At 59.8% G+C, this 25,970-nt stretch carries 24 protein-coding genes; 10 read left to right on the forward strand and 14 right to left on the reverse strand.

Going from position 1 to position 25,970, the window contains the following annotated elements; translation table 11 throughout:
• Positions 1–48: 48 nt before the first annotated feature.
• Both R6254_RS01610 and R6254_RS01615 read right to left on the reverse strand, forming a co-directional pair.
• Positions 49–213: a hypothetical protein gene (locus tag R6254_RS01610; protein WP_318403883.1), complete on the reverse strand. Its 165-nt coding sequence runs from the start codon at positions 211–213 to the stop codon at positions 49–51.
• A 361-nt stretch (positions 214–574) separates the two neighbouring features.
• Positions 575–1,573: a Bug family tripartite tricarboxylate transporter substrate binding protein gene (locus R6254_RS01615; RefSeq protein ID WP_318403885.1), complete on the reverse strand. Its 999-nt coding sequence runs from the start codon at positions 1,571–1,573 to the stop codon at positions 575–577.
• An 89-nt stretch (positions 1,574–1,662) separates the two neighbouring features.
• Between R6254_RS01615 and R6254_RS01620 the strand changes: the two genes are divergently transcribed.
• Together R6254_RS01620 and rbp are read left to right on the forward strand one after the other, a co-directional pair.
• Entirely contained in the window at positions 1,663–2,754 is a 1,092-nt protein-coding gene (locus R6254_RS01620) for a LacI family DNA-binding transcriptional regulator (RefSeq protein ID WP_318403886.1), read from the forward strand.
• 834 nt (positions 2,755–3,588) lie between these two features.
• The gene (rbp, locus tag R6254_RS01625) at positions 3,589–4,056 is read left to right on the forward strand and encodes an RNA-binding regulator (protein ID WP_318403887.1); all 468 of its coding nucleotides are present in this window, start codon (positions 3,589–3,591) and stop codon (positions 4,054–4,056) included.
• A 136-nt stretch (positions 4,057–4,192) separates the two neighbouring features.
• On the opposite strand, the gene R6254_RS01630 is transcribed toward rbp, so the two are convergent.
• From R6254_RS01630 to R6254_RS01645, 4 genes are all read right to left on the reverse strand, one after another.
• The gene (locus tag R6254_RS01630; RefSeq protein ID WP_318403888.1) at positions 4,193–4,969 is read right to left on the reverse strand and encodes an SDR family oxidoreductase; all 777 of its coding nucleotides are present in this window, start codon (positions 4,967–4,969) and stop codon (positions 4,193–4,195) included.
• An 87-nt stretch (positions 4,970–5,056) separates the two neighbouring features.
• Positions 5,057–5,680: an LPS export ABC transporter periplasmic protein LptC gene (gene lptC, locus R6254_RS01635; RefSeq protein ID WP_412103094.1), complete on the reverse strand. Its 624-nt coding sequence runs from the start codon at positions 5,678–5,680 to the stop codon at positions 5,057–5,059.
• A 53-nt stretch (positions 5,681–5,733) separates the two neighbouring features.
• A complete protein-coding gene (locus tag R6254_RS01640) occupies positions 5,734–6,336 on the reverse strand; it encodes a KdsC family phosphatase (RefSeq protein WP_318403891.1) in 603 nt (200 codons plus the stop codon).
• 106 nt (positions 6,337–6,442) lie between these two features.
• Positions 6,443–7,435: a KpsF/GutQ family sugar-phosphate isomerase gene (locus R6254_RS01645; protein WP_318403892.1), complete on the reverse strand. Its 993-nt coding sequence runs from the start codon at positions 7,433–7,435 to the stop codon at positions 6,443–6,445.
• Positions 7,436–7,552: 117 nt separating this feature from the next.
• Here R6254_RS01645 and R6254_RS01650 point away from each other — a divergent pair, with 117 nt between their 5' ends.
• Both R6254_RS01650 and R6254_RS01655 read left to right on the forward strand, forming a co-directional pair.
• Positions 7,553–9,571, forward strand: a complete 2,019-nt coding sequence (locus tag R6254_RS01650; protein WP_318403893.1) for a monovalent cation:proton antiporter-2 (CPA2) family protein — start codon at positions 7,553–7,555, stop codon at positions 9,569–9,571.
• Between the two features lie 56 nt (positions 9,572–9,627).
• Positions 9,628–10,206 carry an adenine phosphoribosyltransferase gene (locus tag R6254_RS01655; RefSeq protein ID WP_318403895.1) on the forward strand — a complete coding sequence of 193 codons (579 nt, stop codon included), beginning with the start codon at positions 9,628–9,630 and terminating at the stop codon, positions 10,204–10,206.
• Positions 10,207–10,296: 90 nt separating this feature from the next.
• On the opposite strand, the gene R6254_RS01660 is transcribed toward R6254_RS01655, so the two are convergent.
• The 7 genes from R6254_RS01660 to rpmH form a co-directional block, all read right to left on the reverse strand.
• On the reverse strand, positions 10,297–10,953 hold the full coding sequence (locus tag R6254_RS01660) for a hypothetical protein (protein WP_318403896.1): 657 nt from the start codon (positions 10,951–10,953) through the stop codon (positions 10,297–10,299).
• Between the two features lie 362 nt (positions 10,954–11,315).
• Complete coding sequence (locus R6254_RS01665) at positions 11,316–11,807, reverse strand: Crp/Fnr family transcriptional regulator (protein ID WP_318403897.1); 492 nt, start codon at positions 11,805–11,807, stop codon at positions 11,316–11,318.
• A gap of 113 nt (positions 11,808–11,920) precedes the next feature.
• Positions 11,921–13,369: a tRNA uridine-5-carboxymethylaminomethyl(34) synthesis GTPase MnmE gene (gene mnmE / locus R6254_RS01670; RefSeq protein ID WP_318403899.1), complete on the reverse strand. Its 1,449-nt coding sequence runs from the start codon at positions 13,367–13,369 to the stop codon at positions 11,921–11,923.
• A 40-nt stretch (positions 13,370–13,409) separates the two neighbouring features.
• A complete protein-coding gene (yidC, locus tag R6254_RS01675) occupies positions 13,410–15,131 on the reverse strand; it encodes a membrane protein insertase YidC (protein ID WP_318403901.1) in 1,722 nt (573 codons plus the stop codon).
• On the reverse strand, positions 15,128–15,481 hold the full coding sequence (gene yidD / locus R6254_RS01680; RefSeq protein ID WP_412103088.1) for a membrane protein insertion efficiency factor YidD: 354 nt from the start codon (positions 15,479–15,481) through the stop codon (positions 15,128–15,130). The genes yidC and yidD overlap by 4 nt, the downstream gene beginning before the upstream one ends.
• Positions 15,478–15,888: a ribonuclease P protein component gene (locus R6254_RS01685; protein ID WP_318404344.1), complete on the reverse strand. Its 411-nt coding sequence runs from the start codon at positions 15,886–15,888 to the stop codon at positions 15,478–15,480. The genes yidD and R6254_RS01685 overlap by 4 nt, the downstream gene beginning before the upstream one ends.
• A 49-nt stretch (positions 15,889–15,937) precedes the next feature.
• Complete coding sequence (gene rpmH, locus R6254_RS01690) at positions 15,938–16,072, reverse strand: 50S ribosomal protein L34 (RefSeq protein WP_077595646.1); 135 nt, start codon at positions 16,070–16,072, stop codon at positions 15,938–15,940.
• Positions 16,073–17,050: 978 nt separating this feature from the next.
• Between rpmH and dnaA the strand changes: the two genes are divergently transcribed.
• The 5 genes from dnaA to R6254_RS01715 all read left to right on the forward strand — a co-directional run bounded on the left by dnaA (position 17,051) and on the right by R6254_RS01715 (position 24,305).
• Entirely contained in the window at positions 17,051–18,445 is a 1,395-nt protein-coding gene (gene dnaA, locus R6254_RS01695) for a chromosomal replication initiator protein DnaA (protein WP_318403906.1), read from the forward strand.
• Between the two features lie 270 nt (positions 18,446–18,715).
• Positions 18,716–19,822, forward strand: a complete 1,107-nt coding sequence (gene dnaN / locus R6254_RS01700; RefSeq protein WP_318403908.1) for a DNA polymerase III subunit beta — start codon at positions 18,716–18,718, stop codon at positions 19,820–19,822.
• 104 nt (positions 19,823–19,926) lie between these two features.
• Positions 19,927–22,554 (forward strand): DNA topoisomerase (ATP-hydrolyzing) subunit B, encoded by a 2,628-nt coding sequence (gene gyrB, locus R6254_RS01705; protein WP_318403910.1) that lies wholly within the window; start codon positions 19,927–19,929, stop codon positions 22,552–22,554.
• A gap of 46 nt (positions 22,555–22,600) precedes the next feature.
• Entirely contained in the window at positions 22,601–23,599 is a 999-nt protein-coding gene (locus tag R6254_RS01710) for an HNH endonuclease (RefSeq protein ID WP_318403912.1), read from the forward strand.
• Positions 23,600–23,693: 94 nt separating this feature from the next.
• Complete coding sequence (locus R6254_RS01715; RefSeq protein WP_318403913.1) at positions 23,694–24,305, forward strand: 3'-5' exonuclease; 612 nt, start codon at positions 23,694–23,696, stop codon at positions 24,303–24,305.
• 158 nt (positions 24,306–24,463) lie between these two features.
• Here R6254_RS01715 and R6254_RS01720 read toward each other — a convergent pair whose 3' ends face one another.
• Entirely contained in the window at positions 24,464–25,096 is a 633-nt protein-coding gene (locus R6254_RS01720) for a hypothetical protein (protein ID WP_318403914.1), read from the reverse strand.
• A gap of 202 nt (positions 25,097–25,298) precedes the next feature.
• On the opposite strand from R6254_RS01720, the gene R6254_RS01725 reads away from it, so the two are divergent.
• The gene (locus R6254_RS01725; RefSeq protein WP_318403915.1) at positions 25,299–25,877 is read left to right on the forward strand and encodes an NnrU family protein; all 579 of its coding nucleotides are present in this window, start codon (positions 25,299–25,301) and stop codon (positions 25,875–25,877) included.
• The last annotated feature ends 93 nt before the right edge of the window (positions 25,878–25,970 follow it).

Genomic DNA, 25,970 nt, shown 5'->3' on the forward strand with positions numbered 1-25,970 from the left:
GGACGCGGTGTCGCGCCCTATGGCGCGGAAGATGTTGCGCGGCGGTATTCAAGGAAGGGCTCTGTGCAGATTCATGGTGGACAGCGCCAGTGACGCCCCGTGCGGACAAAAAGCGGCTAAGCCTGCATCGTTGCTGCGCCCCGGCACCAGCGCCGCAACGGCCAGCCACGCCCCGGTGGCGTGGCTGCAGACATGGCGATAGCAGATGTTCATGACGCGAATCTCTCCAGAGGGACGAGCAGCTCACGTGGGGGCCGCTACAGGACAAGGGCGGAAATTATTATAATACGTATTATGTTTGATGCCTCCATTTGTTAACGGGACGTCGGCGCAGCGCGAATTTCGGCCGTCACCCAGGCGGCGCAGCTCACGGCTACGGTGTCGTTCGCTATCTTTTTGATAGCTATTGGCGCTTGATGGGCAAGCATGACGGGCACTTTTCTTTCAGACTACCCAACGCCCGGGTCGCACACGCACGCCTGCAGGTCTATGGACCGGCGTTGTGACACAAAGCTGAATGCTGCGCGACGACCCAGCGATAGAGAAGTCGGGACGGCTGAAACTGCCTCGACGACTAGATGGACTCGACGTGTGCAGCCTTGGCCAGCGCCTGCAACCTCACGGTGTCTGCGGCGTAGAAGCGCGCGGCGTCCACCAGCGACATCGGAGGCGGCACGGCCCCCCCAGCGGCATCGATGGCCTTGCGCACCTCCGCATCGCCGAGTACTTGGGTGACGATTTTGTGCAGCTGCACGCTGATGTTTTCACTCAGCGTGGCCGGCACCAGCAGGCCAACCCAGATGCTGGGGCGACCGATGGCCGGCGCCGATCGGCTTTCGTCGAAGGTCGCGGCCTCGGGGAAACGCGCGAGCCGCTGTGCCGACGTGACGCCCAACACCTTCATCCTGCCGCCAGCGACCATGTTTCCCAGCAGCGCGTCCACAGGCAGCATCGTGAAGTCAATGCTGCCGCCCTGAAGATCTTTCAACATGGGCATGCCGCCGCGGTAGGGCACGTGTATGGCCTTGATGCCCGTGGCGGACAGCAACCTCTCCGTCACGAGGTGGAACAGGGAGCCCTGCCCGGTGCTGCCGTAGCTCAGGGGCCTGTCGCCGCTGTCTCTGCCTTTGCGCGCCAGGGCCACGAGTTCGTCCAGGTTGTTTGCAGGCAAGTCGCTGCACGCGTACAGCGCCAAGGGCGAATCGTTGATCAGACCCAAGAGCCGGAAGTCCGTGGCTTTGTATTGGACCGCGCGCAAGGTAAGCGGCGCCAGCACGGTCTCGGAGGGAGAGCCCACAAAAAGCGTGCTGCCGTCGGGCACGGCCGCCAGCAAGCGCTTGGCGGCCATGGCGCCGCTCACGCCGATGACGTTCTCCACCACCGCGACACGCGCTAGCCCCCGGCCCAGCGCCGGAGCGACTGCGCGTGCGAATACATCTGTCACGCCACCGGCGGGCTGCGCCACCAGGATGGTGAGATGGTCGCTGCGGGTCTGGGCGCGAAGACGCGGGCTGCCGGTGAGCGACGCTGCACCCATGCCCACCAAAGCGAATGTGCGACGCGAGATGTTCATGGCGGAATCCTCTGTTCGGGGCGTGACGCTGCCCAGGAAGCAGACAGGGGGTGCACAATCGTAATACGCATTACGGCTTGCAAGCACTCATGAAAACCCCCACCAAGCACCAACCCGCACCCGCTGAGGCCAGCCCCTCGGCGGTGTCCGTCAGCCAGGCCAAGGCGTCCGCGATGGCGCAGCGACGGCCCACGCAGCGCGACATAGCCGTGGCCGCGGGCATGTCACAAACCGCCGTGTCCCTGGTACTCAACGGCGTGGAGCCGTCTACGGTGTCGGTGGAGGCGCGCGATCGCATACTGCAGGCCGCGCAGCAGCTCGGTTATGTCCCCAACCGCATGGCCCGTAATCTTCAGTCTGCGCGCACACATACGCTGGCTTGCATCGTCCCCGACATCACGAACCCGACCTATCCAGCCCTGGTGCGGGGGTTCCAGTCCGCCGCCGATGCGGCGGGCTACGACACCATGATCTTCGACACCGACGGCGCGCCCGAGCGCGAGCACCGAGCGCTGCAGTGGCTGTCGCAGGGTCATGTGGACGGCGTGTTGGCGGTGTTCTTCCACATTGACGAAGCCGAGCTGCTGAAGGCCGTGCGCGGCCGTATTGCCGTGGTTCAGGTGGAAAGCCAGGCCTACAGGCCGTCGCCCGGTATCGACAAGCTCTATATCGACAACGCGGCGGCAGCGCGGGCCATGACGCAGGCCCTGATCGACAAAGGACACCAACACATCGCCATGTTGTCCTGCCCGATAGGCCCGGGCGCAGAGCGCCAACGCGGCTTTCAGGCGGCGATGCAGCAAGCGGGGCTGACGAGCCACACCATCACCGCCGATGACTTCACACAAGCCGCAGGTGCGCGCGCCATGGCCGCCGAACTGGCTGGCGACTTCCGCTGCAGCGCTGTGTTCGCCGCCAACGACCTGCTGGCCATAGGCGCCATGGCCGCGCTGCGTGCAGCAGGGCGACGTATTCCCGACGATGTCGCGGTGGCCGGTTTCGATGACATTCCCGCCGCGCAATTGCTGCAGCCGGCCTTGACCACGGTGCGCCGATCCGAACAGGCCATAGGCCGCTTTGCGGCCGAGTTGCTGATCGCACGATTGGACGGCCCTGACGCGGACCGGCCGAGCCGCGACTTTGAACAGCCTTTCCAGCTGGTCATGCGCGATTCCGCCTGAGCCGCCGTCCCGCATGCGGCCCCGCGCTTCCCCGACCAGCAGCTGCGCCTGCCCAACGTCAGGCTCTCATGGCGCCGGCCTGTGTTGTGTTCGCGCTGCACATCCTCAACCCGATGCGCAGAGGGATGATGCTGGCGGCCACTGGACAGACTCTATGGTTTTCTACCACCGGGGCCGCCGAATCGCTCCTGAATTTATAGCTGCTCACGCCCATTCCTATTAGAAAAAAGCCTGATTTAGTGTATAAAAATGCGCAAATGCGGCGCCTGCTGGCCCGCGATGCCTGCCCCTGACATTTGAAAATTGGCTACGCGCCCAGAGGGAAATGAGAAAAACCGGCAGACCCAGCGCTGAGCAAGGGCCTGTTCCGGGCATTCCTGACCTACTTATTTACGAGTCTTAGGGAATTTAAGGTCGTACTTTGTATTCAAATGTAAAAATGAATCGGCGCGCGCTGCCTGGTTCGGTTCGGGCGTCCTGCCACGACATTCAAAAAATAAAGTAGGTGCAAACTTCCTGACAAGACTCTATTTTTGGGAAGGTCTCTTCGCCCGTTCCGGCGGTTCAAGCTGACAGGCGATACGAGCGCCTCGCCCAAGCAAGCCCGCATGGGCAAAACCAGCCGCAAAGTCCCTGCCTGCGCGGCTTCACGGGACTAGGTAGAAACGATGCTTGCTTGTCATATACGTATCTGACGCATAATATGCCAGTGTGGATAACATCCACACAGGTTAGGTGATCGGTCAGTTTCGCGCGCTACAGCGGTACGTTTTAAGATTTGTTGTGCTATCGGGACCCCATCGCTTTTTTATTGTGTTTTAGAGGAGTCCCTTCATGGGCAACAAACTATACGTCGGCAATCTGCCATATTCAGTGCGCGACGAAGACTTGCAACAATCCTTCGGTCAGTTTGGCGCTGTCACCAGCGCTAAAGTCATGATGGAACGCGACACCGGTCGCTCCAAAGGCTTTGGCTTTGTGGAAATGGGCAACGATGCTGAAGCTCAAGCCGCAATCGCCGGCATGAACGGCCAGCCTTTGGGCGGCCGTAGCGTTGTTGTCAACGAAGCACGTCCGATGGAAGCACGTCCTCCCCGCACCGGCGGCTTCGGCGGTGGTGGTGGTTACGGTGGTGGCGGCGGCGGCGGTGATCGTTCCGGCGGCGGTGGTTACGGCGGCGGTGGCGGTCGTTCCGGCGGCGGCAGCGACGGCGGTTTCCGTAGCCCGTACGGTGGCGGCGGCGGCGGTGGTGGCCGTTCCGGCGGCGGCGGCGGCGGCGGTGGTGGACGCGGCGGCTACTAAGCCCTGTCAGACAGCCTCTTCAGTCTCTGACTGAAGACCGCTTGAAAAGGCTTCAAGACTTCGGTTTTGAAGCCTTTTTGCTTTCTAGCCCATATGTAGCGGGCGCAAGCAGCTACTTATTTAATAGCAACTGGTTTTAACGCTCGGCCTGGCGGTGTTTGCGCGGCCGGCCCGCGAGGGCCTTGTCCAGCAAGGCATTGGGCAGCAGCCTGAGCAATTTGGCCACCACGCCCATTTGCCAGGGAATCACACGGTAGCTGGCGCCGGCCTCGATCGCTGCAAAAGCCTGGTCGGCAAAGTCCGCCGGCTGCATCAAAAACGGCATCGCATATCGGTTTTTCTGGGTGAGCGGCGTGTCGATATAACCGGGGCACAAGGTCAGCACCTTCACGCCCGATGCGCGCAACTCGCCGCGCAAACTCTCGCAATACGCAATCACCGCCGCCTTGCTGGCGCAATAAGCGCCGTGCCCCGGCAGGCCGCGAATGCCCGCCACGCTGCCGATACCCACCAGGGCGCCGGAGCCGCGCTGCGTCATGGCGTCGACAAAGGGATGAAAGGTGGCCGCCAGGCCCACGTTGTTGGTGGCAAACGTTTGCGCCATCACGTCCAGGTCTTCGCGGACTGCGGTGTCCATGCCTATGCTGATGCCGGCATTGGCAATCACCACGTCGGGCACGCCCTGGGCGGCCAGGCAGGCCTGTCCGGCCGCCACAATGCTGTGGCTGTCGGACACGTCGGCGCTATAAATTTTATAGCGGTCCGCGCTGATTCCCTGAGCCAAAGCCCAGGCTTCAAGCTCGGCAGTGCGGCGTGCGGTCAGGGCCAGCCGGTAACCGGCATGGAAAAACCGCCAGGCCAATGCCTGACCGATGCCGCTGGAGGCCCCGGTGATAAAAACGAGTTTGGACATGCTGGGCCCTCCGCTTTATTGGTTTGACTTGTCGATGCGATCTGCGACTGCCCAGCGGGCGCTCACGCTCTGAACAAAAAAACGCGTTCAGGGCGCGGCGCCATTGCGCGGCACCAGCAGACCTTTCACACGGCCCTTCAGGTCGGCCACCCGATCCAGGTTGTTATAGGCAAAGTTGTCGCCGGCAAACTGGTCGCTGCCGCGCGTGATCACCACGGGCAAATGCGATTTGACGCGTTCTTCATTCACAAACACATGCAGGAACTCGCCGCGAAACTCGAGCCGCGCGACCTCCTTGCCATTGGGGTCCTGGTAGGCCTCGCGCACCACGTGCGCATTGCCAATCAGCTGGACTTCGGAGCCGTCGCCGTTGGTCAGGGCGCGGTTGCCGGTGGAGGTGGTCAGCCGTCCATCGACGTTGTAGCTGCGGATCAAGGCCTTGTCGATTTCCAGCGTGTCGGTCTCGGGGTAGTGGCGCACTTCGATGCCCGACACATCGCTTTTGAGCTGGCCGGTTTCGTCGAAAGTCTTGATGCCGAACTGGCGCATGTAGTAATCGGGCTCGGCGCTGACCGCCTTCGGGCCTTCCGGCACCAGCGCGTCAGGGGTGTTTCTCACCAGCCAGTAGGTGCCCAGCGCCAGCAGTCCCATCAGCAACACCGGGATGTAGATGGCGGTGCGCTCCCAGCCGCGCGAGATTTTGTCGAGCAGGTGGTGCCAGTTGGGCAGGGCACTCGCGGTAGACCCAAGTTGGCTGGCGGCCATTACTGCGTGTACTCCTGCAACAAGCTGGCATAACGGCCGCTGGCGACCATCAGCAGGTCGCACAACTCGCGCACCGCACCGTCACCACCGCGCGCCTCTGTGACATAAGTCGCCAGGGCCTTGACCTCCGCATGGGCGTTGGCCGGGGCACAACTGAAAGCGACGCGGCGCATCACCGGCAGGTCGGGCCAATCGTCACCCATGAAGGCTGCTTCTGACCAAGCCAGGCCCAGCTCTTTCAGCGTGCTCTCGGCCGCAGGGCGTTTGTCTTCGGTGCCGAAATGCGCGTGTGTCACGCCCAGGGCCTGCAAGCGGGAGCGCAAGGCGGCGTTGTCGCGCCCGGTGATCACCGCTGGCGTGATGCCGGCTTTTTGCAGCAGCTTGATGCCATGACCGTCCAGGGTGTTGAAACGCTTGATGGTTTCGGCCGCCCTCGGGGCGTCGGCCTGAGGCGTGATCCGGGCGTCGCCGGGCGCGTACTCGCTGAAATACAGGCCGCCGTCGGTCAGCACGCCATCGACATCAAAAAAAACCACTTTGACGTTTTGCGCCAGCAGCAGCAGTTCAGGTGCAAAGTTCAGCGCGGGCAGGTGGGGACGCATCAACAATTCTTCCAGTCGGACATGATCGAACGCAGCGAAGGGCCGCCCCGAGCAAGTTCAGCCCCCGCGGGGGGCAGCGTAGTACGCGAAGCGACAAGCGTGGGGGTCATATCACCTTGGCGCGCATCAGGTCGTTGCTGTTCAGCGCGCCGCACAACACACCGTCGTGGTCCACCACCAGCACACTGGTGATGCGGTACTGCTCCATCAACGCGACCGCTTCCACGGCCAGCGCGTTGGCATGCAGGGTGCGCGGGTTGGGGCGCATGACGTCTGCGGCCTTGCTGGCGCGCAAGTCCACGCCTTTTTCCACCAGTCGGCGCAAATCACCGTCGGTGAAAATGCCCAGCACCCGGCGTGTCTCGTCGACCACGGCCGAAGCGCCCAGGCCTTTGTTGCTCATCTCGCGCATCAAATCGGTGAAGCTGGTCTGCAGCCCAACCGCCGGGATGGCGTCGCCGGTGCGCATCACATCGCTGACATGGGTCAGCAGCTTGCGGCCCAAGGCGCCGCCGGGATGGGAGCGGGCAAAGTCTTCTTCCTTGAAGCCACGCGCATCGAGCAAAGCCACCGCCAGCGCATCACCCATGGCCAGTTGCGCGGTGGTGCTGGCCGTGGGCGCCAGGTTCAGCGGACAGGCTTCCTGCGTGACGCTGCTGTCCAGCGTGACACTGCCGTATTCGGCCAGGGTCGAGGTCTGGCCACCGGTGATGGCCACCAGCGGCACACCCTGCCGACGCAACACCGGCAGGATGGCGGTGAGTTCTTCACTTTCGCCGCTGTTGGAAATCGCCAGCACCACGTCGACCGCCTTGATCATGCCCAGGTCGCCATGGCTGGCTTCGGCCGGGTGCACAAACATCGCCGGCGTGCCGGTCGAGGCCAGGGTCGCGGCGATCTTGCGGCCGATGTGCCCGCTTTTGCCCATGCCCATCACCACCACCCGGCCCTTGCAGTTAAGCATCAGTTGCACGGCTTGCGCAAACTCGGGGCCGATGCGGCTTTTCAGGCCGAGCACGGCGGCGGCTTCGATGTCAAAGGTCTTGTGGGCGAGCGCCAGCGCTTGCGCAGGGTCAAAATTCGCGGGATCAAAGCTCATGCCCGCATTCTATAGAGGAGCGCAAAGGCACACGGCCGGTGTGTACGGGCCGAACAAGGGCAATAAAGCACAGTTTTTCCAGCCAAAACCCGCCAGGCGCATCAGCTACCATCACGCATGACTGCGCTTGAGTTGACCCTGCTTTACCTGCTGGCCGCCGTGCTGGGGGTGGTCGCTTGCCGCTCGCTCAAGCTGCCGCCCATGCTGGGTTACCTGGCCGTCGGTGTGGTGATTGGCCCGAACGCGCTGGCGCTGGCGCAAAACTCGGACGGTGTGCGCCACCTTGGCGAGTTCGGCGTGGTGTTTCTGATGTTTGTGATCGGGCTGGAATTCAACCTGCCCAAGCTGCGCTCCATGCGCCGCCATGTGTTTGGCCTGGGCCTGCTGCAAGTGGTGCTGACCATTTTGCTGGCCACCTTCGGCTCCCTGTTCCTGGCCGCACTCGCCCCCAGCTTGTGGAAAATGCCCTGGCAAACCGCGCTGGCCTTGTCCGGCGCGATTGCCATGAGCAGCACGGCCGTTGTGGTCAAGCTCTTGTCCGAACGGCTGGAGATGGACGCCGAACACGGCAAACGGGTGATGGGCGTGTTGCTGTTCCAGGATCTGGCCGTGGTGCCGCTGCTGGTGCTGATTCCGGCCCTGGGTTCTTCGCCCGACCAACTGCTGACGGCCCTGGCCATCGCCGGGCTCAAAGCCACGCTGCTGGTGGGTTTGCTGATGACAGGCGGCCAGCGAGTGATGCGCTGGTGGCTGACCCTGGTGGCAAGGCGCAAAAGCGACGAGTTGTTTGTGCTGAACCTGCTGCTGGTCACCCTGGCGCTGGCCTGGCTGACCGAGCGGGCCGGGCTGAGCCTGGCATTGGGCGCGTTTATTGCCGGCATGCTGATTTCGGAAACCGAGTTCAAACACCAGGTGGAAACCGACATCCGGCCTTTTCATGATGTCTTGCTAGGCCTGTTTTTCATCAGCATAGGCATGATGTTGGACTGGCACATCGTGCTGGAGCGCTGGCCGCTGGTGTTGCTACTGCTGATCGTGCCCGTGGTGTTCAAGCTGGTGCTGGTCACGGTGTTGGCGCGCCTGCTGGGCGCGACGTCCGGGGTCTCGCTGCGCACCGGCTTGTACCTGGCGCAAGCCGGTGAGTTCGGCTTTGTGCTGCTGGCGCTGGCGCAACAAAACAGCCTGATCCCGCCGGCCCTGCTCAACCCCATCCTGGCCAGCATGGTCTTGTCGATGCTGGCCACACCTTTCATCATCATGTACAGCAACCAGATCGTGATGAAACTGGTCGCCAGCGAATGGCTGCAACAGTCGCTGCAGATGACCACGATTGCGCGCAAGTCCATCAATGCCGACAAACACGTGATCATTTGCGGCTACGGCCGTTGCGGCCAGAACCTGGGCCACATGCTGGAGCGCGAAGGCATCCAGTACATGGCGCTGGACCTGGACCCGGACCGGGTGCGCCAGGCCGCCGCCGCCGGCGACTCGGTGGTGTTTGGCGACGCGGTGCGGCTGCAGGCCTTGATGGCCGCCGGTCTGGCCCGGGCCAGCGCCGTGGTCGTGACCTACCTGGACACCGCCAGCGCACTCAAGGTACTGGCCAACACCCGCGCCCACGCACCCACCGTGCCGGTGATCATTCGCACGGTCGACGACCATGACCTGGAAAAACTGCAAGCCGCCGGTGCCACCGAGGTCGTGCCCGAAGCGATCGAAGGCAGCCTGATGCTGGCCAGCCATGCGCTGGCGCTGGTGGGTGTGCCCATGCGCCGCGTGATTCGTGTGGTGCAAGACCAGCGCGATGCGCGTTACAACCTGCTGCGCGGTTATTTTCGCGGCGCCGACGACGACACGGTGAATGAGCTGGAACAGGAACGTCTGGCCACCGTGACACTGCCGCTGGTCACCCGCGCCGCCGGTCAGGCGCTGGACGCCATGGCCTTGCACACGGTGGGCGTGCGGGTGGTCAGCCTCAGGCGCAGCAACGGCAAGGTGCAGGTTCTTGACGAAAACACCTTGCTGGCCGGTGGCGATACCCTGGTCTTGTCGGGCAAACCGGCGGCGCTGGCCATCGCCGAGGAAAAGTTGCTGCGCGGCCGCGCTGACAAAGCCGCCGCCACTGCGCGGGGATAGGCCCGCCCGCATCAGACTCAAGGCAAAATAAGGCCCCACCTTCTCAGGCCTGCCCCATGAACGCCAAACCGACCGCACCGCTCAGCCATCTGACGGTCAACCAGTATTTGAAAAGCCACATCCGCACCGTGCCGGACTGGCCCGCGCCCGGCGTGCAGTTTCGCGACATCACGCCGCTGTTGCAGGACCCCAAGGTTTTTCGGGTGCTGATTGATGCCTTTGTGCACCGCTACATGGACAAAGACTTGCGCCCGGACGTGGTGGCCGGGCTGGATGCGCGCGGTTTTATCCTGGGCGCCGTGGTGGCGTACGAACTCAATGTCGGTTTTGTGCCGATACGCAAAAAAGGCAAGCTGCCTTTCACGACGGTGCAGGAAACCTACGAGCTGGAATACGGCAGCGCCACCGTGGAGTTACACACCGACGCCGTCAAGCCGGGCGACAAGGTGCTGCTGATCGACGACTTGATCGCCACCGGCGGCACCATGATGGCCGGAAAAAAACTGCTGGAAAAGCTGGGGGCCACCGTCATGGAGGGCGCGGCGATTGTGGATTTGCCGGAGCTGGGCGGTTCCGCCAAGTTGACGGCCGCCGGTTTGCCGCTGTTCACCCTGCTGGATTTCGGCGGGCACTGAGGCACTTCAATCGCTATCAAATAGATAGCTTCTTGCGCCCGTGGTGATTGGGCTAGAGGCCTATTTTTCTCTTAACTCAACGAGAATGGCTCAGTTCAACTCGCCATACTGCGTGGCGCTGAGCGCAGGGGCCTGGGCTGGCGACTCCGGCATTTCGGTGTCTTCAAAGCCGGTCAGCAAGGTGTAGGAGCGCGGGCTGTTGTGCTTCATCACACGGCTGGCCAGCAGCGGTGTGCCCTGGGCCGATGCCGCGGCCAGCGCCTGCTTGAAGGCCGCCACCTCGTCGGCCTCGATCGGCTCATAAAGCGCCGCCGCCGGTTTCAACCCGGCCACAACGGACGGGGCGGCCTCGGCCTGCTGCAGCGGGGCGGGGCGGCTGTGCGCCTGCGCGCCAGCAACGGGCCGAGCCACCGACACCAGCTCGTTCATGCGCCAGTACACCGCCGTCACGCGGATGTTGTAACGCGCCTTGGCGCTTTGCGCGATCATGAACTCGATGTCGGCCAGTTGTTCGGTGTGACCGCCGACCGCCTGCGCCAAATCCATCATGACCATGAACTGGTCACCGCGCGGGTCCAGCGACAACACCTTGAACTTGTAACTCGCCGACAACACGCCGGCGCGAATCATGGACTCACGCACCACGGTGTACAGCAGTTCGCGCTGGGCATGGCGGTGTGACTTGTGGGTGCTGCTGCGCGGGGCAACTGCTGCTGGCACAGCGGCCTGGTCCCGGGTACCGGTCATGGGCCGGCTGCGCGGGTCGCGGCTTGGATCCGATTGACGTTTGCCAGAAGCCTTCACGCCCCTGCGGGATTGGCCGGAAAACCAACTGAAAAAGGACATGGGCTAAGGCTTCAAAAACGACGGCCGCGAACGCGGCCATCGGGTAGGTTGCAAAAATGTCGTGCTTGCCAAGCCTGCAGTTTACTGAGTCCTGCGCGGCTTGTCCCCCGCGTGCTGGTCAGAAACTGTTTTCTTCTGCTGCGGGGTGGCGGGCGCACCACGCCAGATCGCGGCGTGTGTCCAATAATGATAAAAATATGGCCTGCAGCCCTTATCAGGTAAGCGCAAGCAGCTATCGAAACAATAGCGTTTGTTGGCCAGCCTCAAGTCGCGATCACACGTTTGGGCTGGTTGTACAGCCGTTTGGCCAGCACCGCGGCCATGGCCAGACTCAGCTCCAGCGCCACCGGGCTGTGCCGGTTGCCGAGTTCCTTGAAACGCAGGGCGGTCAGGCTCCAGAGCTTGCAGGCATTGGCGGCCTGCACCGTGGCATTGCGCGGCAGGCGCGAGAAAAACGCAGCTTCCCCGATCACGGTGCCGGCGGCCACCAGCGCCAGCCGGACCCGGCCTTTGTCATCTTCATAATGGACACTCAGGGTGCCGCTTTCAATGAAATACAGGGTTTGGTCTGCCGTGCCCTGCTCGATCAGGGTTTGGCCCTGCTGCATGGAAAACGGCTGCATATAACTGGCCAAAATTTCCCACTGCTGTGGGCTGAACTGGCAGCGCAAGGCGTCGCTGGCCTGGCTGTGTGTCATCGCATCAACCAGGCCCTGGATGTCAAAACGAAGAGGCGTGGGCAGAGGGACATTCATGGTGAATGAAAGATACGCTGCCGCCTCAGCCTGCTACAAGAGACGCTAACGCCCACTTACAGTTGATACATCAAAAACCAACCTGTCAGGGTATAGCCGCCGTCCCGGCAGGCTTATTTGCCGATGCAGAATTTGGAGAAAATTTCGCCCAGCAAGTCGTCGGGCGTGAACTCGCCGGTGATACCGCTCAAGGCATTCTGGGCCTGGCGCAAATCTTCGGCGAGCAAATCCAGCGCCGGCACTTTCGCGTGTAACTGCGCTGCGGCTTGCGCCAGTTGCGCCGCCACCTGGCGCAAGGCACGCACATGGCGCTCTCTGGCCATAAATACGCCTTCGGGCGCCGCCTGCCAGCCCACCACCTGCAGCAGTTGCTGGCGCAGCTGCTGCAAACCGGTGCCGGTTTTGGCGGAAATGACCACACCCGACGCTAACGCGGCCAACATGGCCGGGCTGGCCATGTCGGACTTGTTCCAGACATCGATCACCGGTGTGTTGGCAGGCAGGGTAGCGGCAATGGTCTCGGCAATGACGGTGTCGGCTGCCTTGTAGTTCAGGGCGATGCGCAAATCCTCGGGGGTTTGCTGACGCGTCAGGTCGTGCAAAAACAACACGGCATCAGCACTCTGGATTTCGGTCCAGGCGCGTTCAATGCCGATTTTTTCCACCTCGTCGACTTCCGGCAGCAGGCTGTCGCGCAGGCCCGCCGTGTCCACCACATGCAACGGCACGCCGTCGATCTGGATCAGCTGGGTGACCTTGTCACGTGTGGTGCCGGCCACCGGCGTGACAATCGCCAGTTCAGCGCCAGCCAGGGCATTGAGCAGTGAGCTTTTGCCGGCATTCGGTTGCCCGGCAATCACCACCTTGATGCCTTCACGCAAAATCGCCCCCTGCTGCGCACGTTGCATCACGCCAGCCAGGGTTTGCTGCAGTCTGGCCAGCTGGCCCTGGGCATCGGCCTTTTGCAGAAAATCGATGTCTTCTTCGGGGAAGTCCAAGGTAGCTTCCACCAGCATGCGCAGGTGCACCAGCTGGTCCAGCAACACATGCACTTCTTTGGAAAACTCGCCCGACAAGGAACGCGCGGCAGAACGTGCGGCGGTTTCGGTGCTGGCGTCTATCAAATCGGCAATCGCCTCGGCCTGCGCCAAATCAATTTTGTCGTTCAGAAAGGCCCGTTCGGTGAACTCGCCAGGCTGGGCCAAGCGCAAACCGGCCAGCCGTGGCTGGCCGCTAGACGGGTCCAGGTCGGCGGCGGCTTCCAGGCAACGTGCCAGCAACAACTGCAGCACCACCGGCCCGCCATGGGCCTGCAGTTCGAGCACGTCTTCACCGGTGTAGGAATGGGGCGCGGGAAAATAAATCGCCAGGCCCTGGTCGATGACCTGGCCCTTCGCGTCGCGGAAAGGCAGATAACTGGCTTGGCGCGGCGACAAAGCACGGCCACAAATTGCGGAAATCACCGGTGCCAGCTGTCTGCCCGACAGGCGCACAATGCCAACCGCACCGCGTCCGGGCGCGGTGGCAATGGCAGCAATGGGGTGGTGATGGCGAGCCAGCATAAACCGCAATGTTAAAGGGCCGCGGTAGCGGCCCTTTAACTTATTTGAACTTCGGCAAATTAAACTGCGGCGGCACACCCATGCGGGTGTTGATCACCCACTGCTGTGCAATCGACAGAATGTTGTTGGTGATCCAGTACAAGACCAGACCGGCCGGGAAGAAGAAGAACATCACGCTGAAAATCAACGGCATGAACCACATCAGCTTGGCTTGCATCGGATCCGGCGGCGTCGGGTTCAAGGCCGTCTGCAACATGGTGGTGGCCGTCATCAACAGCGGCAGGATGTAGAAAGGATCGGGCGAAGACAAATCCTTGATCCACAAAATCCAGGGTGCACCACGCATCTCGACGCTGGACAACAACACCCAGTACAGCGCAATAAACACCGGAATCTGGATCATGATGGGGAAGCAGCCGCCCATGGGGTTGACCTTTTCCTCACGGTAGATTTTCATCATCTGCTGCTGCATTTCCTGCGGCTTGTCTTTCAGGCGCTCGCGCATTTCCATGATCTTGGGATTGATCGCCTTCATCTTGGCCATGCTGGCGTAAGCCTTGGCGTTGAGCCAGTAAAACGCGATTTTCAGCAACACCACCAGCGCCACGATGGACCAGCCCCAGTTGTGGATAAAGCCGTGCAGCTTGTCCAGCAACCAGTACAGCGGCTTGGCCAGAATCGTCAGCCAGCCGTAGTCCTTGACCAGTTCCAGTCCGGGAGCGATGGCCTCAAGTTTCTTTTCTTCCTGGGGACCGACAAAAAAGGTGGCGTTCACGGTTTTTGTCGTGCCGGGGGCAATCGCGTCCAGCGGCGTGATCATGCCGACGGCGTAGAGGTTGGTGTCGACCTTGCGCAGGAAAATGTCGCGCGGAATGCCGTCCGGAAGAATCCAGGCGCTTGCAAAATAATGCTGGACCATGGCCACATAACCATTGGTCGCGTGTTTCTCGACGTCGACCTTGTTCTTTTCAATGTCCTTGAATTCGACCTTCTGGTATTTCTTGGCTTCTGTGTACAGCGCCGGACCGGTGAAGGTGGAATAAAACGAGGACTCGCCCGGCGGCTTGTTGCCGTCGCGTACCAATTGCAGGTAGAGCTGCGGCGAAATCGCACTGGTCCCGGCGTTGACCACATCGTGGCGCACCGTCATGTTGTAGTCACCCCGCTTGAGCGTGTAGGTTTTGACCAGCTTGACGCCGTCCATCTCGGCCGACTCGAATTTGACTTCCAGGCTGTCCTGGCCGTCTTTGAGCTGACGCTCGCCGGGCACAACGGCCATCGGTGTTTTGTGGGTGGGAAAGCTGCCGCCGCTGGTGCCGGCAATCAGGCCGGACTGCGCCACATACACCCGTGATGGGCTTTCGTCGAGCAACACAAAACCGGCGCTTTTGTCTTCCATGTCCTTCAGATGTGTGAAGGCCGAACCGACCAGCGTGCCGCCTTCGGTGTCAAAAGTCAGGGTCAACACATCGGTTTTGACGACCACGCGTTCTTTGGTGTTTGACGGCGTGGTGGCGGGCAGGGCGCTTGGCATGGCCGTGCCCGGCACTTGCGCCGAGGGCAGCACGCTGCTGCTGGCCACACCCGTGGGCACACTGGCGGAGGCGGCTGGCGTTCCGACCGGTGCCGCGCTGCTCACCGCTGGCGCGGACGACGGGAAAAAGGTCGCCTTGTTGCCGTTGAAAACCTGCCACTGATCCCACAACAGGATCATGGAAAAACCAAAAATCACCCACAGAATGGTGCGGCGTATGTCGTTCATGACGGTTTCTTTTTAGAGGAGATCGAAGTCACGGGCGTGACCAGACGGGTGAAAAGGGAAACGTGAGCGGATGACGGGTCCCGCGCCGAGGAGGGCACCGGATCGTAACCACCGTTGCACCAGGGATGGCAGCGCGCCAGGCGGTAAAGCGTGAGGTAACTGCCTTTGGTCGCCCCATGCTGCTGCAGCGCCTGCAAGGAGTAGGCCGAGCAGGTGGGCTCGAAACGACAGGACGAACCCAGCCAGGGACTGAGCAAAAGGCGATAAGCTCTGACCAGCGTCACCAGTGTTTTTTGCGGCAGCCGGCTCAGCTTGAACAAGGTACCGCGCAGCGTGGTCAAGACACTCATGCTGCTGGCGCTCCGGCGCGCATCAGGGCCAACACTTCACTGCGAACGGCCTGCTTGAGGGCCTCGGAGCTGGCACTGACAAATTCTTTACGGGAAAAATCGCGGCGCAGGCGAACCACCCAGGCAGCCTGGGAAGCTTGGGGCAAAAAATCAGCGCTCACGGTGTAGATCTGTCTTTTGATGGCGTTGCGCGTGACGGCACGTTTGGCCCAGCGCTTGGGCACCATCGCCCCCACCCATGTGTCCTGAATCGGAAACAAGTCTGATGTTGCGTGGGTCTTGGCGGACACGGTTTGCGCGTTCATGACATTCAGCACATTGCGGTGCAATGCGAAATGCGTTGTTCTTGCAACAATGGCGCCGGCAAGGACGGCCTGGAACTGGGGACGGGTTTGAAGCCGCTGCACTAGCGCCAAGCGTCAGCTCAATAGCAACAGAAACCTGTCAAAAACAGGTTTAAACAGCCAGGCGTTTGCGGCCTTTGGCGCGACGGGCAGCAATCACTGCGCGGCCGCCACGCGTTTTCATGCGTGACAAAAAGCCGTGCGTACGTGCGCGCTTGACTTTGGAAGGTTGGTATGTGCGTTTCATGATGGGTCCTACGAGCCGGTTAGCTACAAAAGCTTTCCCTGGGTGATTCGAATGATCTTGGTGGTCGTACAACACGACCAGCTTTGCAAGTCCGCAGGACTTGCAACAGACCGGCACAACCTGCGCCAAAGCCATGAAATGGACTCGGCAAACAAGGTCACGCAGGCAGTATCAATCCGCTACGAATCGGGGAAACCCATGATTATCGCAGATTTCCCAACGCTGGCAACAGCTTAGCGCCGGCATTGGACGTAAAGACAGAGATCAGAGGCCTGGTCAGCGGCAGGCCCAGAGGCAAATTCCAGCCTAAAACTTTTTTTTTGCTGCAAGAGACGCTTTTTTTCGCCGTGCACGGCGAAAAAATTTGTTTTTTGAGCCGCGGAACGCGCGAAAAGACAAACCACTGCCGGAGTTTTTGCGCGGGGAAGTTGTTCCCTGTCTCTATCTTCTTTTCTTTAATTCAAAATAGTAGTAATAGTAAGGGCCGCCTCATTCTGTGGATAGCTTCATTTTTTCCTTTTTGATCAAGGACTTGGCGTTTGTTTAACCATGTGGTGAGAGAACGCTGAAGTCCGCTGCCGAATATGAACAACTTTGGCTATTTGGCTTCTCCTGTGGATAAGTCATAGGTTGTTCAAAAGTTGTCCCCATGGTTGTTGTTTTGGTCGAATCGGTGTAAAAAATTAATTCAAAAGTATTAATTTCATATCGCGCCAGATTTATTTTGATTGACTCTGTTTTGATCAATGACCCTGTTTTTTTCGGGCATTCGTGTACGAAAACGAGAGCTCACAAATAAGAGGCTGGTCTTGGCGCTAACACAAAGAGAATGGGACGCCGGCCTGGGACTAGGTTGAAACCCAGGGGAAATTTTTGTGGATAACTAGGCCGCCCGACTACAATGCGGGGTGCCAAAATTTAATAATATCCACAAGCAAAAGCATGCTGGCTACTGCGACCAACCAGCCAGAACCGCGTATGAGTGAGGGATCCGTTCTCAGTTCCAGCCAGGACCTGTGGCAAAGCTGTGTAGATCATCTGGCTCAGGAGTTGCCTGAGCAGCAGTTCAACGCCTGGATTCGTCCGCTGGTGGCCGAGGTCGCCACCGACCTGTCCAAAGTCACGATTCAAGTCGGCAACCGTTTCAAGCTCGACTGGATTCGTGCGCAATACGCCGGCCGTATTTCCGCCTTGCTGGAAAAAATCTCCGGCCACAGCATTCCACTTGAACTGGCGCTTGCCCAGCGCGAAGCCGTTGTCCGTTCAGCGCCCCTGACCCGCAGCTTTGAAGGCAACGGTGTGTCCGAGCCTGCCGGACTGGGCGTACCCGAAGAAGCCCCGGGAGCGCCTTTCAAAAGCCGGCTGAATACCGCGCTGACGTTTGACACCCTGATCGAAGGCACGGCCAACCGCATGGGGCGCGCCGCCGCCATGCATGTGTCCAGCAGCCTGGGCCAGCTTTACAACCCCTTGTTTATTTATGGCGGCGTCGGTCTGGGCAAAACCCACTTGATGCATGCCATCGGCAACAAGCTGATGGCCGACAACCCGGCGGCCAAGGTTCTTTACATCCATGCCGAGCAGTTTGTCTCGGATGTAGTGAAAGCCTACCAGCGCAAGACTTTTGACGAGTTCAAAGAGCGTTATCACTCCCTGGACCTCTTGTTGATCGACGACGTGCAATTTCTGGCCAACAAGGACAGAACGCAGGAAGAGTTTTTCAACGCCTTTGAGGCCTTGCTGACCAAAAAATCACACATTGTGATGACCAGCGATACCTATCCCAAGGGTTTGACGGACATCCATGAGCGCCTAGTGTCACGTTTTGACTCCGGCCTGACGGTGGCGATTGAGCCGCCCGAGCTGGAAATGCGCGTGGCGATTCTGATTCGCAAAGCCGAGGCCGAAGGTACGGTGATGCCGGAAGAGGTGGCGTTTTTTGTTGCCAAAAACGTGCGCTCCAACGTGCGTGAGCTGGAAGGCGCCCTGCGCAAAATCCTGGCTTATTCGCGTTTCAACCTCAAGGAAATCTCCATCCAGCTGGCTCGCGAGGCGTTGCGCGACCTGTTGTCGATTCAAAACCGGCAGATCTCGGTCGAGAACATCCAGAAAACCGTGGCCGACTATTACAAGATCAAGGTCGCGGACATGTATTCGAAAAAGCGGCCGGCCAGCATTGCCCGGCCGCGCCAGATCGCCATGTACCTGGCCAAGGAACTGACCCAGAAGAGCCTGCCCGAGATTGGCGAGCTGTTTGGCGGCCGCGACCACACCACGGTGTTACATGCGGTTCGCAAAATGGCGGCCGAACGCCAGCTCATGACCGAACTCAACCAGCAATTACATGTGCTGGAACAAACCCTGAAAGGCTGACATGACTCCTGTTTCAGCCATGCTTCCCCGGTTCCAGGCCTGCCTGACAACCATGGGGACAACTTTTGAAGAACTGATGGCTTATCCACAGGGGCGCCGAATTTCCAAAAGTTGTTCATACCGGTCAGCAGGGTTTGGGGGTCTTCTGACCACAAGGTTAAACAAGCGCCAAGTCCTTGATCAAAAAGAAGAAAATAGACCTGTCCACAGATAGGTGCTGCCCTTATCTACTACTACTAATTTGAATTAAAGAAATAAGAGGTTAAGACAGTGATCGTTCTCAAAGCTACTCAGGATAAAGTTTTGGCAGTTCTGCAGTCGGTTGCAGGCATCGTGGAGCGCCGGCATACACTGCCCATCCTGGCCAATGTGTTGATTCGCAAAACCGGATCGCAATTGCAGCTGACGACCAGCGACCTTGAAATTCAGATTCGCACGACAGCCGAGTTGGATGGCGACACCGGCAACTTCACGACCACCGTGGGTGCACGCAAGCTCATCGACATCCTGCGTTCCATGCCCAGCGACCAGACCGTGTCGCTGGAGTCGGCGCAGAACAAGCTGATCCTGAAAGGCGGCAAAAGCCGTTTCACGCTGCAGACCTTGCCTGCCGAAGACTTTCCGCTGGTGCAGGAAGCGGCCAATTTCGGCCCCAGCTTCTCGGTACCGCAAAAAGTCCTGAAAGAGTTGCTGAACCAGGTTTCGTTTGCGATGGCGGTACACGACATTCGCTACTACCTCAATGGCATTTTGTTTGTCGCCGAAGGCAAACAGCTCAGCCTGGTCGCCACCGATGGGCACCGCCTGGCGTTTTCGTCGGCCACGCTGGACGTCGAAGTGCCGCGCCAGGAAGTGATCCTGCCGCGCAAGACCGTGCTGGAAATGCAACGTCTGCTCAACGACAAAGAAGGCGCGATCGAGATGCAGTTCGCCGGCAACCAGGCCAAGTTCTCTTTCGAGGGCATGGAGTTTGTGACCAAGCTGGTCGAAGGCAAATTCCCGGACTACAACCGCGTCATCCCGAAGAACCACAAAAACATCGTCACCCTGGGCCGTGTGCCGCTGCTGGCCTCGCTGCAGCGCACCGCCATTCTGACCAGCGAGAAGTTCAAGGGCGTGCGTTTGAACATCGAACCCGGCACCCTGCGTGTGGCGTCCAACAACGCCGAGCAGGAAGAAGCGGTGGATGAACTCGACATCGATTACGGCGGTGATGCCATCGAAATCGGCTTCAACGTGACCTACCTGATCGATGCACTGGCCAACATGGACCAGGACATGGTGAAGATCGAGCTGGCGGACTCCAACAGCTCGGCCTTGTTGACCATTCCGGACAATGCCGCGTTCAAATACGTCGTCATGCCGATGCGGATTTAAGCAAAAAAAGACCTGTCGTTCCGGCCCAAAATGACCGTCAGCGTAAAACCCAACTCGCCCTCAAAAGCAGCTTGGGTCATTCAAGAGATTGAGAAAAGTTAGTTATGACCGAAACAAATCACTCCAGCGACGCCACTCCCAAAGAGGCCGGCCGTGAAATTGAAGGTGTTCATTCCGGTGAGGGTGGCGAAGGAAGTTCCAACTTCCAGCCCAAGATCGACTCCAACCAGGCCGGCGCGTCCGAAGGGTATGGCGAAGGTTCGATCCAGATCCTGGAAGGCCTGGAGGCCGTGCGCAAACGTCCCGGCATGTACATCGGCGACACCTCGGACGGCACCGGTTTGCACCACCTGGTGTTCGAGGTGGTCGACAACTCGATCGATGAATCGCTGGCCGGTCATTGCGACGACATCATGGTCACCATCCATCTGGACAACTCCATCAGCGTGGTGGACAACGGTCGGGGCATCCCGACCGGCATCAAGATGGACGACAAACACGAGCCCAAACGTTCCGCGGCCGAAATTGCACTGACCGAGCTGCACGCCGGCGGCAAGTTCAACCAGAACAGCTACAAGGTCTCGGGCGGTTTGCACGGCGTGGGCGTGAGCTGCGTGAACGCGCTGTCCAAAATGCTGCGCCTGACGATTCGTCGCGAAGGCAAAGTTCATGTGATGGAGTTTTCCAAGGGTTTTGTGCAGAACCGCATCATCGAAAAAATCGACGGTGTCGAGGTTTCGCCTATGCAGGTCCTGGGTGATACCGACAAACGCGGCACCGAAGTGCACTTCCTGCCGGACACCGACATCTTCCAGCAGAACAACGACTTCCATTACGAAATCCTGAGCAAGCGTCTGCGCGAGCTGAGCTTTTTGAACAACGGCGTGAAGATCCGCCTGAAGGACGAGCGCAGCGGCAAGGAAGACGACTTTGCCGGCGCAGGCGGCGTCACCGGTTTTGTCAACTTCATCAACAAGGGCAAGACGGTTCTGCACCCCAACGTGTTCCACGCCATGGGCGACCGTCAGAGCGACCAGAACACCAACATCGGTGTCGAAGTGGCGATGCAGTGGAACAGCGGCTACAACGAACAAGTCCTGTGTTTCACCAACAACATTCCGCAGCGTGACGGCGGCACCCACCTGACCGGCTTGCGTGCCGCGATGACACGGGTGATCAACAAATACATCGACGACAGCGAACTGGCCAAAAAAGCCAAGGTCGAGGTCACCGGCGACGACATGCGTGAAGGCCTGTGCTGCGTGTTGAGCGTCAAGGTGCCCGAGCCCAAGTTCTCCAGCCAGACCAAAGACAAGCTGGTTTCCAGCGAAGTGCGTGGCCCGGTCGAAGACATCGTCAGCAAGCTGCTGACCGACTACCTGCAGGAACGCCCGAACGATGCAAAAATCATCGTCGGCAAAATCATTGAAGCGGCCCGCGCCCGCGAAGCCGCCCGCAAAGCCCGTGACATGACACGCCGCAAAGGTGTGCTGGACGGCATGGGCCTGCCCGGCAAGCTGGCCGACTGCCAGGAGAAAGACCCGGCGCTGTGCGAAATCTACATCGTCGAGGGTGACTCCGCCGGCGGCTCTGCCAAACAGGGCCGCGACCGCAAGTTTCAGGCGATTTTGCCGCTGCGCGGCAAGATTTTGAACGTGGAAAAAGCCCGTTATGAAAAGCTGCTGACCAGCAACGAAATCTTGACCTTGATCACCGCCCTGGGCACCGGCATCGGCAAAGCCGGTGGCAGCACCGGCAACGATGACTTCAACGTGGCCAAGCTGCGTTACCACCGCATCATCATCATGACCGACGCCGACGTGGACGGCGCGCACATCCGCACCTTGCTGCTGACCTTTTTCTACCGCCAGATGCCTGAGCTGGTCGAACGCGGCCACATCTACATTGCGCAGCCGCCGCTGTACAAGGTCAAGTCCGGCAAGGAAGAGCAATACCTCAAAGACGGCCCGGCACTCGACAGCTTCCTGCTGAAAATTGCGCTGAAAGATGCCGTGGTGCAAACCGGCGCCGATCCTTCCAACGGCCAGGGCGCTGTGCTGAGCGGCGACACGCTGGCCGAACTGGCGCGCAAGCACCAGCTCGCCGAGTCCGTCATTGCGCGCCTGCGTGGCTACATGGATGCCGAAGCGCTCAAAGCCATTGCCGACGGCGTGGCCTTGAACCTGGACACCGTGGAAGACGCCGAACGTTCAGCCGCCGCGCTGCAGGCGCAACTGCCCACCGCCGAAGTGGCCGGCGAGTTTGACGCCCGCAACGACAAGCCGATTCTGCGCATCAGCCGCCGCCACCATGGCAACGTCAAGAGCAGCGTGTTGACCCAGGACTTTGTGCACGGTGCCGACTACGCGGCGTTGGCCGAAGCGGCCTCCACCTTCAAGGGCTTGATGAGCGAAGGCGCCAGGGTCACACGCGGCGAGGGTGATCGCCAGAAGGAAGAAAAAGTAGAAACCTTCCGCGACGCCATGGCCTGGTTGATCCTGCAGGCCGAAGGCGCCACCGCACGCCAGCGTTACAAAGGCCTGGGTGAGATGAACCCCGCCCAGCTCTGGGAAACCACCATGGACCCCGCCGTGCGTCGCCTGCTGCGTGTGCAGATCGACGACGCGATCGAAGCCGATCACGTGTTCACCATGTTGATGGGTGATGAGGTCGAGCCGCGCCGCGAATTCATCGAGGCGAATGCGTTGCGGGCTGCGAATATCGACGTTTGATTCAGAAATTGATGAACTCACCTTTAGCGACATAGCGTAATCAACTATGCGTTATTGGTGGGTAAATCAAAATCAGACTTACAAACACGAGGTCCCGGGAGGGTACCTTTGGTCGCCAAAAACCAAAGCGAATGGTGCGAGAAATCCGTTCTACGAGTTCATGCGGGAAGTTTCTCCCGGCGATGTGATTTTCTCGTTTTGCGATACCGTTATTAAAGCGATTGGTATTGCTCAGTCTCATGCGTACGAAGCCCCTAAGCCACTGGAGTTCGGTGCGGTTGGAGCCTATTGGGACTTAGTGGGATGGAGAGTTGAGGTTCGTTTTTCCGAACTTCATGGATCGATAAAACCTGCGGAGCATATGGATCTTTTAAGACCATATCTGGCCCAAAAATACGCCCCTCTGAGAGCCAACGGACATGGCCAGCAGAGTACTTATCTCACGGAGCTTTCAGTCTCTCTGGGTAGTTTGTTGGTTGACCTCATTGGGTCTGAAGGCCGCGCTATTGTTCAGAACTGGCGGGTCGAAGAATTCTCGTTAACCACCCCGAATCTCGGGCAGTTAGTCTGGGAAGAACATCAGCTCACATTGGTTCGAAGCAGTGAACTTCTGAGGGAAACCGAGAAGCAAGCGATCGTTCTTGCCAGACGAGGTCAAGGATTGTTTCGTCAGCGTGTTGCTTCTGTGGAGCGAGCATGCAGGGTGACACGGGTTTCACAGCCGGAGTACTTGCGTGCGAGTCATAGCAAGCCGTGGCGTGACTCTAACAATGAGGAACGACTTGATGGTGAGAATGGCTTGCTGCTGACACCTGATGTTGATTCGCTGTTTGACCGAGGGTTTCTCAGTTTCGAAGACAACGGTGATGTGTTGGTATCACCCGTTGCGAACCGGCCAGCAATGGCGAAGATGGGCTTGAACGCAGACTTACTTAGCAATGTGGGCGCCTTTTCGGAAGGGCAGAAGAAATTCCTCCAGTTTCATCGTGAGAAAATTTTTCTTGAAGCAAAAGTTGCGAAGTCGCGAACATCTATAACGGGCTAAAAGTATTTTCAGAGCGGGCGGCAGCCATATGCTTACCTTCGATAAGGCGCGCGATGTGCGCCGCCGACATGGCGCTTTGGTCTGAGCGCTGCACATGAGCCTCATCGCCGTCATCGACTTTGAAACCACCGGTCTGTCGCCGGCCATGGGCGACCGCGCCACCGAGGTGGCCATCGTGCTGGTCGAGGACGGCCGGGTGGTGGACCGTTTTCAGAGCCTGATGAATGCGGGCGTGCATATTCCGGCTTTCATCACCAGCCTCACGGGCATCAACAACGCCATGGTGGCGGCCGCACCCGATGCCGCCACGGTGATGACGCAGGCCAATCGTTTTGTCGGCACGGCACCCATGGTTGCGCACAACGCTGCTTTTGACCGCAAGTTCTGGGAGGCCGAACTGGGGCGTGCGGGCGAGACAGCGGCGCAAGCCTTTGCCTGCACCTTGTTGGTGTCCCGAAGGTTGTATCCCCAGGCACCCAGCCACAAGCTGGGCGTATTGGTCGACTACCACCGGCTGCCTCGTGGCGGTCGTGCCCACCGGGCGCTGGCCGACGCAGAAATGGCGGCGGCCTTGCTGGGCCAGATTCAGAATGACTTGCGCAGCCGCCACGGTGTGGCCAGACCGGACCATGCCTTGCTGATGGCCTTGCAGCGTTGCGCCAAACCGGCGGTCCGGGCGTTGATGGCGCAATACGCGGGCGCCTGAGTTGCGGCGGCATGCCTGCATCGGAAAAACAGGTGAGGCGCTATTAATTCAATAGCTAGCTTCGACCGATATACAAAGTTTGAGGTTCGAAGACGCTAAAAATATCGACTCTTCAATCGCTTCTTTATGTCGGTACGCCTGGCGCTGTCTTGAGCGTTTTATTGGCAAGGAGTGCGAAACTGTTCATCCCTTAACTTCTTTCGCTCTCCTTTTATCCAGTCTTGCATTTGCCCGCTGTGCGGTTGGCGTGCCATGGCATCTAGCCCTTTAATTTTCGCATCAATGGCTTCGCATTGAGCCGTGCTGTTGTCAATCGAGGGAGCGCTTTGCCTGACAACGATTTCCTGGCTGAAAGTCGTTTCCGTATGGGTGACCGTCGGCGGCGGGACGGCCACCATCAGGTTGTGGTCAGCTCGGGTTGTGACTTGGCTGGTGACGGCGCCATGCGCGCAGGAGTTGTCTCCATAAGTGGTTTTTCCATTCACGACGCACTTGGTGACGGTGCGGGCGTTGCCTATCGTGTCAGACTCGTTTTGATAGCTGGGTGTTTGCGGAGATGGTGGAACGGGTGGTTCAGCAGGACGGGGCATGGTCGCGACGGTTGCGACGGGCTTTTGGCTGGCGATGTCCGCAGCGCGCTGGTTGAGCTTCCAGTCGGCCGCTTGGTAGACAAGGAAAAGCACGATCACAAAAATGAACACCATGCTCAACGTACTGAAGCGATCGGGTGGTGGACTGAAAGGGCGCTGACGACCTTTGTCGTGCATGTAGTCGCGGTCCATCAAGCCCATGGTTGCCTCCTGCATTTTTGTGTTTGTGGCCCAACGATAGCGCACACCGCGTGCGGGCTAATGATGGCGCGGCTGAAGAGATCCCGAGTTGCAAGCCAAATCGGCCTCCAGCCCTTTACCTATGAGCGCCACCAGCTATTTATTTAGTAGCGTCTCAAGCCCGACACGTTCATAATCGCGCTCAAACTTCAAGGGGAATGTGATGGCGATACTGATTCTGGGACTGGTGATTTTTCTGGGCGTGCATTCCATACGCATCTTCGCGGACGACTGGCGCACGGCCACCATGGCCCGTATCGGTGAAAAGGCGTGGAAGGGCAGTTATGCGTTGTTGTCCATCGTTGGTTTTGTGCTGATCGTCTGGGGCTTTAGCCTGGCGCGGCAGCAGCCGTTGCAGTTGTGGATGCCACCTCGCGGCATGCGGCACTTGGCGGCGCTGTTGACCTTGATTGCTTTTGTGTTACTGGCGGCGACTTATGTGCCACGCAATGCGATCAAGGCGCGGCTGCACCACCCCATGGTGCTGTCGGTCAAGGTCTGGGCTTTGGCGCATTTGCTGGCCAATGGCAACCTGGCGCATGTGGTGTTGTTCGGGGCTTTTCTGGTGTGGGCGGCGCTGAGTTTTCGTGCGGCACGGGCGCGTGATCGTGCGGCGGGGACGGTGTACCCGGCGGGCACGGCGGCCGGCACTGTGATCACGGTGGGGGTGGGTGTTGCGGCCTGGGCGGTGGTTGCCTTCTGGGCGCATGGCCTGCTGATCGGTATCCGGCCTATCGGTTGAGGCGGCTGTCGCAGCGCGATGCGTTGTGGCACACACATTGCATGTGTCTGTTCACCGGTTTGATCGCCGGCGCACGATTTATCATCCACGTTC

The organism is Polaromonas potterensis (assembly GCF_033446725.1).
GTDB lineage: Bacteria > Pseudomonadota > Gammaproteobacteria > Burkholderiales > Burkholderiaceae_C > Polaromonas.